This is a genomic window from Loktanella gaetbuli (genome assembly GCF_020531945.1).
GTDB lineage: Bacteria > Pseudomonadota > Alphaproteobacteria > Rhodobacterales > Rhodobacteraceae > Loktanella > Loktanella gaetbuli.
On record NZ_JAJATZ010000005.1, the window covers coordinates 54267 to 66071 of the forward strand.

13 protein-coding genes are annotated in these 11805 nt (G+C 63.5%); 8 read left to right on the forward strand and 5 right to left on the reverse strand.

Going from position 1 to position 11805, the window contains the following annotated elements:
* The first annotated feature begins 79 nt into the window (after positions 1 to 79).
* From LGQ03_RS11485 to LGQ03_RS11515, 7 genes are all read left to right on the forward strand, one after another.
* Positions 80 to 1174 (forward strand): carboxynorspermidine decarboxylase, encoded by a 1095-nt coding sequence (locus tag LGQ03_RS11485; RefSeq protein WP_226748516.1) that lies wholly within the window; start codon positions 80 to 82, stop codon positions 1172 to 1174.
* A gap of 27 nt (positions 1175 to 1201) precedes the next feature.
* Positions 1202 to 2443 (forward strand): saccharopine dehydrogenase family protein, encoded by a 1242-nt coding sequence (locus LGQ03_RS11490; RefSeq protein WP_226748517.1) that lies wholly within the window; start codon positions 1202 to 1204, stop codon positions 2441 to 2443.
* Positions 2444 to 2561: 118 nt separating this feature from the next.
* A complete protein-coding gene (gene sseA / locus LGQ03_RS11495) occupies positions 2562 to 3428 on the forward strand; it encodes a 3-mercaptopyruvate sulfurtransferase (RefSeq protein WP_226748518.1) in 867 nt (288 codons plus the stop codon).
* A 10-nt stretch (positions 3429 to 3438) separates the two neighbouring features.
* The gene (locus LGQ03_RS11500; protein ID WP_226748519.1) at positions 3439 to 4623 is read left to right on the forward strand and encodes an amino acid aminotransferase; all 1185 of its coding nucleotides are present in this window, start codon (positions 3439 to 3441) and stop codon (positions 4621 to 4623) included.
* Positions 4610 to 4909, forward strand: a complete 300-nt coding sequence (locus LGQ03_RS11505; RefSeq protein WP_226748520.1) for a chorismate mutase — start codon at positions 4610 to 4612, stop codon at positions 4907 to 4909. The genes LGQ03_RS11500 and LGQ03_RS11505 overlap by 14 nt, the downstream gene beginning before the upstream one ends.
* Before the next feature lie 147 nt (positions 4910 to 5056).
* Positions 5057 to 6016 (forward strand): L-malyl-CoA/beta-methylmalyl-CoA lyase, encoded by a 960-nt coding sequence (locus tag LGQ03_RS11510; protein WP_226748521.1) that lies wholly within the window; start codon positions 5057 to 5059, stop codon positions 6014 to 6016.
* 68 nt (positions 6017 to 6084) lie between these two features.
* Entirely contained in the window at positions 6085 to 7047 is a 963-nt protein-coding gene (locus LGQ03_RS11515; protein ID WP_226748522.1) for an acetyl-CoA carboxylase carboxyltransferase subunit alpha, read from the forward strand.
* Here the strand turns inward: LGQ03_RS11515 and LGQ03_RS11520 are convergent.
* Genes LGQ03_RS11520 through LGQ03_RS11540 form a run of 5 tightly spaced genes read right to left on the reverse strand, consistent with a single transcriptional unit; the run spans position 7044 to position 10675 of the window.
* Positions 7044 to 7742: a hypothetical protein gene (locus LGQ03_RS11520; protein ID WP_226748523.1), complete on the reverse strand. Its 699-nt coding sequence runs from the start codon at positions 7740 to 7742 to the stop codon at positions 7044 to 7046. The genes LGQ03_RS11515 and LGQ03_RS11520 overlap by 4 nt on opposite strands.
* Positions 7736 to 8338, reverse strand: coding sequence for a pyridoxamine 5'-phosphate oxidase family protein (locus LGQ03_RS11525; RefSeq protein WP_226748524.1), 603 nt, complete (start codon positions 8336 to 8338; stop codon positions 7736 to 7738). Before LGQ03_RS11525 ends, LGQ03_RS11520 begins: the two co-directional genes overlap by 7 nt.
* Complete coding sequence (locus tag LGQ03_RS11530) at positions 8335 to 9108, reverse strand: lysophospholipid acyltransferase family protein (RefSeq protein WP_226748525.1); 774 nt, start codon at positions 9106 to 9108, stop codon at positions 8335 to 8337. Before LGQ03_RS11530 ends, LGQ03_RS11525 begins: the two co-directional genes overlap by 4 nt.
* A complete protein-coding gene (locus tag LGQ03_RS11535) occupies positions 9105 to 10007 on the reverse strand; it encodes a cell division protein FtsX (protein ID WP_090159904.1) in 903 nt (300 codons plus the stop codon). The genes LGQ03_RS11530 and LGQ03_RS11535 overlap by 4 nt, the downstream gene beginning before the upstream one ends.
* Positions 10004 to 10675 (reverse strand): cell division ATP-binding protein FtsE, encoded by a 672-nt coding sequence (locus tag LGQ03_RS11540; RefSeq protein WP_226748526.1) that lies wholly within the window; start codon positions 10673 to 10675, stop codon positions 10004 to 10006. The genes LGQ03_RS11535 and LGQ03_RS11540 overlap by 4 nt, the downstream gene beginning before the upstream one ends.
* Positions 10676 to 10842: 167 nt before the next feature.
* Here LGQ03_RS11540 and LGQ03_RS11545 point away from each other — a divergent pair, with 167 nt between their 5' ends.
* Positions 10843 to 11781, forward strand: coding sequence for a zinc-ribbon domain-containing protein (locus LGQ03_RS11545; RefSeq protein ID WP_226748527.1), 939 nt, complete (start codon positions 10843 to 10845; stop codon positions 11779 to 11781).
* The last annotated feature ends 24 nt before the right edge of the window (positions 11782 to 11805 follow it).

Sequence of the window (11805 nt, forward strand, 5' to 3'; positions counted from 1 at the left end):
CCGCGATATCGTTCAAAACCGGCACCACGCCGCGATCCTTTCGATGCACCACGGTGCAATCCAACAGAAAGCCTCTGCCGTGCAAACTCCCTATTACCTGATCGACAAATCCCGCCTGTTGCCCAACATGGAAAAAATCGCATGGCTGCGTGCGGAATCCGGGGCGAAATGCCTGTTGGCGCTGAAATGCTTTGCCACATGGTCGGTGTTCGATTTCATGTCAGAATACATGGACGGTTCCACCTCGTCCTCGCTCTATGAGGTGCGTCTGGGCCGTGAGAAGTTTCCGGGCGAAACGCACGCCTATTCCGTGGCCTACGCCGACCACGAAATCGCCGAGGTCCTGGCCCATTCAGACAAGATCATTTTCAACTCCATCGGTCAGCTGAAGAAATTTGCGCCCCAGTCTGCCGGTCACATCCGTGGTCTGCGGGTCAATCCAGGTGTCTCGACCTCGGAATTCGACCTGGCCGATCCCGCCCGCCCCTTCAGCCGGTTGGGCGAACACGACCCCGACGAAATTGACGCCATCGCTGACCAGATCACCGGGCTGATGTTCCACAACAACTGCGAAAACGACAGTTTTGACCGCTTTGACGAGATGCTGACCCTGATCGAGGATCGGTTCGGCAAGGTCATTCACAAGATGGACTGGATCAGCCTGGGCGGCGGCATCCATTTCACGGGTGCGGATTATCCGCTGGACCGCTTTGCCGCCCGGCTCAAGGGCTTTGCCGAACGCTATGGCGTGCAGGTCTACCTCGAACCCGGCGAGGCCGCGATCAGCGGTGCCGCCACGCTCGAGGTGACGGTGCTGGACACGATGCACAACGGCAAAAACCTGGCCATCGTCGACAGTTCGATCGAGGCCCATCTGCTGGATCTGCTGATCTACCGCGAACCTGCCAAAATCACGCCCAACACCGGCGATCACGCCTGGATGGTCTGCGGCAAATCCTGTCTGGCCGGGGATATTTTCGGTGAATTCCGGTTCGATGCCCCGCTCAAGGCGGGTGACCGGCTTTCGTTTCAGGACACGGCAGGCTACACAATGGTCAAGAAAAACTGGTTCAACGGCGTCAAGATGCCCAGCATCGCGATCCGTGAACTTGATGGCAGCACCCGGTTGGTGCGCGATTTCGACTACGACGATTTCGCAGCCGCACTTTCGTAATTCACGGCAAAGGGGTTTTTTGGATAAATGAAACGCAATGTTCTGATCATCGGTGCTGGCGGCGTCGCACAGGTCGTCGCGCATAAATGCGCGCAAAACAACGACGTTCTGGGTGACCTCCATCTGGCCAGCCGCACCATCGCGAAATGTGACGCCATCATTGCCAGCGTCCACGACAAAGGCGCGATGAAACAGGACGGCGTTTTCCAATCCCATGCCATCGACGCGATGGACAGCGACGCGGTCGCAGCCCTGATCAATGCGACCGGTGCGCAGATCGTGATCAACGTCGGCTCGCCCTTTGTGAACATGACCGTGCTCGAGGCCTGCATCCAGACCGGTGCAGCCTATATCGACACGGCCATCCATGAGGACCCGGGCAAGATTTGCGAAACCCCGCCGTGGTACGCCAACTATGAATGGAAACGCCGCGACGCCTGCGCCGCCGCAGGGGTGACCGCCATTCTGGGCGCGGGTTTCGATCCGGGCATGGTCAATGCCTTTGCGCGCCATGCAGCCGATGCCTACATGGACAAGGTGACGTCCATCGATATCGTCGACATCAATGCCGGCAACCACGGACGTTATTTTTCGACCAATTTCGATCCCGAAATCAACTTTCGCGAATTCACCGGCACGGTCTACAGCTGGCAGGACGGCGCATGGCAGACGAACAAGATGTTCGAGGTCGGGCGCGAATGGGATCTGCCCGTCGTGGGCAAGCAAAAGGCCTATCTGTCTGGCCATGACGAGGTGCATTCGCTGTCCGCCAACTATCCCGATGCCGACGTGCGGTTCTGGATGGGCTTTGGCGATCACTACATCAACGTCTTTACGGTGCTGCAAAACCTCGGGCTGTTGTCCGAACAGCCCGTCACCACCGCCGAAGGGCTGGAGGTCGTCCCGCTCAAGGTGGTCAAGGCGGTGCTGCCCGATCCGTCCAGCCTGGCACCTGACTATACCGGCAAGACCTGCATCGGCGATCTGGTCAAGGGGACCAAGGACGGCGAGGAGGTCGAGGTGTTCGTCTACAACATGGCTGACCACAAGGACGCCTACAACGAGGTCGGCAGCCAGGGCATTTCCTACACGGCTGGCGTGCCGCCCGTTGCCTTTGCCATGCTGATCGCGGATGGCACCTACGACAAGGGCACCATGATGAATGTCGAAGAGCTGGACCCGAAACCGCTGTTCACCCTGCTGGACACCATCGGCCTGCCGACACGGGTGCGCGACGCAGACGGCGACCGCGCCTGGAACGCCAACTGACATGGCCGGGGGGCACTGCGGCGCGGTGCCCCCTGCCGATGTCGTCCCGGTCCCGCTTGCCTTGACGCCCCCCGTGGTTTAGCACTCGCCGCGACCCTCGCCCCTACAGGAGAGCGCCATGGCGACCCCGGACGATCCGCGCACCCTCGTCAGTGCTGACTGGCTCAAGGCGCATCTGCGCGACCCCGACATGCGTATCCTCGACGCCAGCTGGCACATGCCCGACGCGGGCCGCGATGCCCGTGCGGAATACGCAGCCAGCCACATTCCGGGGGCGCGGTTTTTCGACATCGACGATATTTCGGACAGCCGGTCCGAACTGCCCCACATGGTGCCAGAGGTCGAAAAATTCATGTCCCGCCTGCGGGCGATGGGTGTGGGCGACGGCCACCAGGTCGTGGTCTATGACAGCACGGGGCTGTTTTCCGCCGCCCGCGTCTGGTGGATGTTCCGGCTGATGGGCAAACGCGACGTGGCCGTGCTGGACGGTGGCCTGCCCGCATGGATCGCCGCCGGAGGTGCGACCGAAGATATGCCGCCCGTGATCCGCGACCGCCACATGACGGTCAGCCGCCAGAACCAGATGATCAAGGACGTGACCCAGGTTGCCCGTGCCGCGAAACTCGGTGACCACACCACGCTGGATGCCCGCGCCCCCGCCCGTTTCAACGGCGAAGTGCCGGAACCGCGCGCAGGTCTGCGCAGCGGCCATATCCCCGGATCGCGCAATCTGCCTTACACCGCGTTGCTGAACGCCGATGGCACGATGAAGGACGCCCCCGCCCTACAACAGGCCTTTGCCGACGCCGGTGCGGATCTGACGAAACCCGTGATCACGACCTGCGGGTCGGGTGTGACCGCCGCCATCATCAACCTTGCGCTGGAACGCATCGGCAAGACCGACCACGCGCTCTATGACGGGTCATGGTCCGAATGGGGCATGTATCCCGACCTGCCCATCGCCACCGGCCCCGCCACCTCTTAAGGACCTACAGATGTTCGAGACGCTCAAGGCGCAACCCGCCGACAAGATCCTGTCACTCATGGCCGCCTACCGCGCCGATCCCCGCGACACCAAGGTCGATCTGGGCGTCGGCGTCTACAAGGACGCCAGCGGCAACACGCCCGTCATGCGCGCCGTCAAAGAGGCCGAGCGCCGCATCGTCGCGGACCAGACGACCAAGGCCTACACGGGTCTGGCGGGTGATCCGGCCTTTGCCGACGCGATGATCGATCTGGTGCTGGCCGACACCGTGCAGCGCGACCGCATCGCGGCCATCGCCACACCGGGCGGCACCGGTGCCATCCGACAGGCGCTGGAACTGATCCGCATCGCATCCCCCGACGCAACCGTCTGGCTGTCGAACCCCACATGGCCGAACCACCCGTCGATCATCAAATTCCTCGGCATGAAAATGCAGGAATACCGTTATTTCAACGACAGCACCCGTGGCGTTGATTTCGACGGTCTGATTGCTGATCTGGGTACGGTCGCACCCGGCGACGTGGTGCTGCTGCACGGCTGCTGCCACAATCCCACGGGGGCCAACCCCACGGCGGACCAGTGGGACCAGATCATTGCGGTGATCAAGGACCGGGGTGCCGTGCCGCTGGTGGACATCGCCTATCAGGGTTTTGGCGACGGTCTGCAGGACGACGCCGCAGCCACCCGCAAGGTGGCCGCCGCATTCGACAACGTGCTCATCGCCGCCAGCTGTTCAAAGAACTTTGGCATCTACCGCGAACGCACCGGGATCCTGATGGGCATCGCCCGTGAGGCCGAAGAAGCCAAGCTGACACAGGCCAACCTCAACTTTCTCAACCGCCAGAACTATTCCTTTCCGCCCGATCACGGCGCGCGGGTCGTCAGCACGATCCTGACGGACCCCGCGTTGCGCGCCGACTGGGAAGCAGAGCTGGAGGAAACCCGCAACACCATGCTGGCCCTGCGTCAGCAGCTGGCCGATGAGTTGCGCCAGCGGGCGAACGACGACCGGTTTGACTTTGTGGCACAGCACCGCGGCATGTTCAGCCGGATCGGTGCTTCGCCGGCAGAGGTCGAAACGATGCGGGATAAAAACGGCATCTACATGGTGGGCGACAGCCGCATGAACATTGCCGGTCTGAACGCAGATACCGTGCCGCTGCTGGCGCAGGCCATCGTCGATGCCGGCGTCTAAGGCGCCCGCCGACTGCACCAATATGGCGGAACTGCGCGAGCAGATCGACGCGCTGGATACCGCACTGATCGATTTGCTGGCGCAGCGCGTGGGCTATATCGACCGCGCCGTCGACCTCAAAAAGGTCGAAGGCCTGCCTGCGCGCACCGTCGACCGCGTGGCCGAGGTCAAGGCGCGCGTGCGCGCCCTGGCCGACGCGCGCGACCTTGACCCCGATCTGGCAGAGGCGCTGTGGCATACCCTGATCGAATGGTCGATCGCGCGTGAGGCGGTGCATTTAGGCTGATTGCGGGACGGCGGGCGGGGCGGCTTCGCGGGGCTTGCCCCGTCGAACAGCGCCGCGCGCCGTGCTGCACGTGCGAAAGAAACTTGCGCGCCGCAGCGTAACATTATACGCGGGACACCTATTCAAACGAAATAAAGTGTCCCGCCCATGTCATTCCGCTTGCAACCGACCCCACCTGCCCGCCCGAACCGCTGCCAGTTGTTCGGGCCAGGTTCGAACACCAAACTGTTTGCGAAAATGGCGGCCTCTGCTGCGGACGTCATCAACCTCGACCTCGAGGACAGCGTATCGCCAACAGACAAGGATGCAGCCCGCGCCAATGTAATCGCGGCGATCGGCGCGCACGACTGGGGCACCAAGACATTGTCTGTGCGGATCAATTCGCTCGACACACCATTCTGGTATCGTGACGTGGTGGATCTGCTGGAACAGGCGGGTGACCGGCTGGACCAGATCATGATCCCCAAGGTCGGCTGTGCGGCCGACGTCTATGCCGTCGATGCGCTGGTGACGGCGATTGAAACTGCCAAAGGCCGGACCAAACCCATCGCGTTCGAGGTCATAATCGAATCTGCCTCCGGTCTGGTGAATGTGAACGAAATCGCGGCGTCCTCCCCCCGGATGCAGGCGATGAGCCTCGGTGCCGCCGACTACGCGGCCTCGATGGGGATGCAGACGACGGGGATCGGTGGCACGCAGGACAATTACTACATGCTGCACGGTGAGACGCGGCATTATTCCGACCCGTGGCACTGGGCGCAGACCGCCATCGTCGCCGCCTGCCGCACCCACGGAATCCTGCCTGTCGATGGTCCCTTTGGCGATTTTTCCGATGACGAAGGTTACTGCGCGCAGGCCCGGCGGTCCGCCACGCTGGGCATGGTCGGCAAATGGGCCATCCACCCCAAGCAGATCGCGCTGGCCAACGAGGTCTTTACCCCGTCAGAGGCAGCCGTTGCCGAGGCGCGCGAAATCCTTGCCGCGATGGAAACCGCCAAGGCAAATGGCGAGGGTGCAACCGTCTACAAGGGCCGTCTGGTCGACATCGCATCCATCAAACAGGCCGAAGTCATCGTCAGACAGTCCGAAATGATCGCGGGCACCTGACGCCTCGCGGCATTGCAATTCCCGGTCTCACGCGCCTATATCGGCACCAGTTCCAGTAAAGGTGCGTGATGACCCAATATCTCGAATTCGAAAAACCCCTCGCCGAAATCGAAGGCAAGGCCGAAGAGCTGCGCGCGATGGCCCGCGAAAACGAGGAAATGGACATCGAAAAAGAGGCCGCCGCATTGGATCGCAAGGCGGCCGACCTGCTGAAACAACTGTATTCCGGGCTGACGCCTTGGCGCAAATGTCTGGTTGCCCGTCATCCCGAACGCCCCCATTGCAAGGACTACATCGAGGCGCTGTTCGACGAATTCACGCCGCTGGCCGGTGACCGGAACTTTGCCGACGATCATGCCGTCATGGGCGGCCTCGCGCGTCTGGACGGTCGCCCCGTCATGGTGATCGGCCATGAAAAGGGCAACGACACCAAATCCCGCATCGCGCGTAATTTCGGCATGGCCCGCCCCGAAGGGTATCGCAAGGCGATCCGTCTGATGCGCATGGCCGACCGGTTCGGCCTGCCCGTCATCACGCTGGTCGACACCCCCGGTGCTTACCCCGGCAAGGGGGCCGAGGAACGTGGCCAATCCGAGGCGATTGCTCGTTCGACCGAAGCCTGTCTGGACCTGAAGGTGCCGATCATTTCCGTGGTCATCGGTGAAGGCGGGTCCGGCGGCGCTGTGGCATTCGCCACCGCCGACCGCGTGGCCATGCTGGAACATTCCGTCTATTCGGTCATCAGCCCCGAAGGCTGCGCATCCATTCTGTGGAAGGACGCAGGCAAAACCCAAGAGGCCGCCGCCGCCCTGCGCCTGACGGCACAGAACCTCAAGGAGTTGGGCGTCTGCGACCGGATCATTCCGGAACCCGCAGGCGGGGCCCACCGCGACGCTGCCGCCGCAATCAAGTCCGTGGGTACCGCGATCAACGAGCTGCTGACATCCTTTGACGGCATGAAACCCGCCAAGATCATGGCAGGTCGCCGCAAGAAATACCTCGATCTGGGGAAAAAGGGCCTCGCGGCCTAAACGTCGCGGTGCAGGGTGACATAGCTGTCACCCCCCTGCACCGCGCGCAGACAGGCCCACAAGGCTGCGTGATCGTCATCCACCTCGCAGGTGGCCTGCGTCCAGCCGCTGGCCACGGCGCGGCGCAGGACGGCCCCCAGAACGGCAGGCACATGGCCTGGGCCGGCACGTGTTGCGTCCAGCCAGCCCAATTCCATATCAGCGCGCAGACTGCCGAACGCCACCAACGCGCCTTGTGCGTCAGTGACGAACAGCGCATCGGTCAGGTCATCCCCACCGAATATCAGCGCCCGCCCCTCTGGTCCCGGATCGCGTGGCGGATTGCTGCGATGGGTGCGCGCGTAATGATCCCAATGGGCCGCGAACCAGCCGGTCCAATCGGCTGGATCGCCCGGCGATACCCATTGCGCCGCCCAATCCGCGGGCAAGTCAGGCAAGGTCAGCGGCAACGTGTTCAGGTCGATTGCGACCAGTTGCGTGCGCCGCACACTGCGAAACCCAAGGGCGAAAAATGCGGTCAGGTCCATGTCAGCGGGGGCCACGACGCGCAAGCGATGGATGAAATCCGGCAGATTCAGACCCGCAATCGCCAGTGTCAACGCGGCGGGGTCACAGGCGGCATCCAGGCTGTCGTCGTCCAGCGTCAACGCATTGGGATGCAGCGCTGATTTGAACCAGCGGATCGCTGCTACCACATCTTGGCCTCGGCCGCTGCGGCATAGCCCGCATCATAGGCGGCACCGTCGAAATCCGGCTCGACTTCTTGCAGCAGGTCCCCCGCCTTGGGCAGGGCTGCGCTGTGATCCTCACCCGACCACAATGCGGACCGCATGATCGCCTTGGCGCATTGGAAATATACCTCGGTCACGCTGATGACGACGACGCTGCGGGGGTGTTTGCCGCGCTGTTCGAATTGCTGCGTCACATCCGCATCGACCGTCACGATGGCATGGCCGTTCACGCGCACGACATTGTTGCTGCCGGGCACCATGAACATCAGGCTGACGCGGGGGTCACGCACAATGTTGCGCAGCGTGTCGATGCGGTTGTTACCCATCCAGTCAGGCATCAACAGCCTGCGATCATCCGCGATGCGCACCACTGGCCCGACATCGCCGCGAGGCGATCCGTCCGTGCCTTCTGGCCCGACGGTGGACACCACGACGAAGCGGGCCGCGTTGATCCACGTCCGGTAGGCCGGGGTCAGACGGTCGCGCACCTTGGTCAGGGACCGAGGCACGGCAGGGCCATAGATCGCGGCCAGTTCGTCGACGGATGATACGGGGGTCATACGGGGGCTCCGGGTTCGACAGGCGGGATTGTCTTGCGCTGCGGCACGTCCAGTCCTGCCTCGCGCGCCAGCGCATTGGACCGCTCCTCTATCGCGTTTTCCAGCACGACCATGAATTCCCGCAGGGGCAGGCCCGCCGGAATCGGATTGAGGAACTCGAACACCGCCACACCCGGCTTGCGATAAATCCCGCGTTTCGGCCAGAACACGCCAACATTGGTCGCCACCGGCACGCAAGGCTGCTGCAACTGCCCATACAGGGCAGCCGTGCCTTTTTTGTAGGGGGCCACAACGCCCGCCGCGACCCGGGTGCCCTGCGGATAGATGCACAGTTGTCCCGGTTTCTGGTCGCCGGCCTTGACCCGCGCCAGCATGTCCTTGATCGCCTGACCCTTTTTGCCCCGATCAACGGGGATGCAGCCCGCACGATAGGCATACAGGCCCAGGATCGGTGCCCAAAGCAGCAATCGCTTCATGATGAAACGCGGGCGCGGCATGGTCTGGTAGATCGCCATCACGTCCATGAAACTTTGGTGTTTGGCCGCGACCATGCAACCATAGGTCGGCGCCGTGCCCCGAAATTCGAACCGCAGGCCAATCATCCAACCGGCCAGCCACATCACTGTCCGGGAGTAGGACATGCAGGCGGTGCGCCCGCCCATTGGCGACACCAGCACATAGGGCAGAAAGACGATACCGTAGATTGCCATCAGAATGTACATCGTGACGGTGAACAGCAGCGACCGCAGCCATTGGATTGCGTAACTCATGCTTGGGTCCTCAGGGTGCGCAACGCCGCGGCACGGGTTGCCAGAAACGCGACGACCGCCGCAAGGGGCGGGATGAAGAGGGGCAGGAACCAGCCAGCGCCGGAAAATCCGAGACCTGTCAGAAATCCACCGTCGTCACCGTTTGGCAGGGCGGCAACCGCCAGCAGTCCCAGGATCGTGCCGACCAGCGCACCCAACCCGGCCCGCAGCGTAAAACGGCGGACGAACGCGCGCGCGATATAGGCGTCGCGCGCACCCACCAGCCGCATCACGCGAATGACCTGCGCATTGGCCGACAGCGCCGATTGCGCCGCCAGCGTGATCATCGCAGCCACCGCACCGCCGATCAGCAACAAGGCGATCCATCCCAGTGTGCGCAGCCTGTTGGCCGCATCGACAAGCGGCGCGCGCCAGCGCGTATGATCGTCCAGCACGGCGGCCGGGACCTCGGCCTGTAGCCGCGCGCGCAGTCCGGTCGCGTCATAGCCATCGGCATCCGCCGTCACTTCAATCAGCCGGGGGATGGGCAGCGTTTCCAGCGGCAGATCGGGGCCGAACCAGGGTTCCAGCAAAACGGCCTGTTCCTCGGGGGTCAGTGCACGGGCCGATGCCACGCCGGGGGTTGTTTCCAACACCTGCAAGGCCGCCCGCACCTGCGCCTCGCCCTCGCCTGCGGGGGCCGATATGCGCAAGGTCGCCGTACGCGCCAGCTCTGCCGACCAGCGATCCGCCAGCCGCCCCGTCGCCACCGACAGCGCCAGCGCAAAGACCGCAAGAAAGGCCATCGCCGCTGCGGTGAAAACCGTCAGCCGCGCCGTGAAACCGGTGGGGGGGACAGCGCGGTCAGCCTCGCGGTCACCCTGCAGCAGACCCAGGATTTGCGTGACCCGCGGATTCAAAGCGTCACCCCGGTTTCCAGTTGGCCGCCCCGGATGCGCAGCACGTTGGCCACCACCTGCGATTTGGCAAAACGGATCAGGTTCAGGTCATGGGTCGCGATCAGCACCGTCTTGCCCATCCGGTTCAGCTCGATCAGCAAGGTCAACAGGCGTTGCGACATGTCCCAGTCGACGTTGCCCGTCGGTTCATCCGCCACGATCACGTCCGGCGAGGTGATGACCGCACGGGCCAGCGCCGCGCGCTGGCGTTCACCGCCCGACAACTGCGGGGGCGTCTGGGCTGCCTGCCGTGACAGGCCGACCCAGCCCAGCAGATCGCCAAGGTTGTCCTGCGCCTCCTTGCTGCGGCCGGATACCTGCAACGGCAGCGCCACGTTTTCAGACAACGGCAGATGGTCCAGAAACTGGCAATCCTGATGCACGACCCCGATGCGGCGGCGCACCAGCGCCACATCATCGCGTGTCAGCCCTGCGGCATCCTTGCCGAACAGCGTCACACGCCCGGATGTCGCCAGCAGATCGCCGTAGCACAGTTTCAGCAGTGTGGTCTTGCCCGCGCCCGACGGTCCCGTCAGAAACTGGAACGATCCCGGTGCCAGCTGCATTGACAGCCCCGCGAACAGGGAATCCCCGCCATAGCTGTAGGCCACATTCTCCAGCTCGATCACGCGGATTTCTCCTCCAGCAGCGTTGCAAGTGTTTTGCCCAAATTTGCAACAGGTTACAATGCAAAGCCTCTGACCCGTGCCGGACGTCTTGGCTTTATCTGTGGGGACGTTAACTATCCCGTGAAACTTCTGTGTCGTAACTTCGGCAAGCCGACGAAGGACTTGGTATGGCGACGATCCGACTGATCTGCCCGAATTGTGGCGCGACCTACGAGGTCGACGCCGACGTGATCCCCGCAGGCGGGCGCGATGTGCAATGTTCGAACTGCGCACATACCTGGTTCGAATCGACCGATGCCCCCTCTGATGCCGCCGAAAGCATGGGCGCGGTCGAACCACCGCGCGCGCCAGAACCGCGCGAGGCGGACCCTGATCCGATGGATGATCCATTCGCCGCGGACGACGACGGCAATGCCCCGGATGATGACGCCGACATGCAGGACGACCCCGCTGACGCTGCAACCGACGACAACAGCGTCGTGGTCGATGATGCACCGGCCGTCCCGCCGCAGGCGCAGGATGTGCCCGCTGCCGCAGCCGCGCCCGCCCAGCGTCGCCCGCTGGAGGCGTCGATTGCGGAAATCCTGCGCGAAGAGGCCGCCCACGAAGAAGCCGCGCGCAAGGCCGAAGCCGGCGATCCCTTTGCCGGGCAGGCCGATATGGCGCTGCGTGATCCCGAACCGCAGCCCGCCGCAGTCAAACCGCGCCGCCCCCTCCCGCCCGAGGACGAAGGCCGCGAACGTCTGGCCCGGCTCAAGGGCGAAACGCCAAGCCCGGTATCCAAGTCTGCCATTCGCCGCGAACAATTCCCCGACATCGAGGAAATCAATTCGACCCTGCGGTCAGACGCAGAACGCGACCCGCTGGGCCCCATTCCGACCGAACAGGCTGAAAATGATCGCAAGAGCGGGCGTGCCGGTTTCCTGACCGTCATCGGTCTGATCCTGATTGCCGTTGCCATCTACACGCTGGCCGACACGATCGCGGCAACGGTGCCCGCGCTGGCCGATCCACTGGCCGCATATGTGGCCGCCGTCGACGCGGGCCGCCTGTGGCTGGACAATCAGGTTCAGGCCCTCGTCCGCGCGATGGGTGGCGACATCTGATCACACCGGCCCACCGGCCGAAGA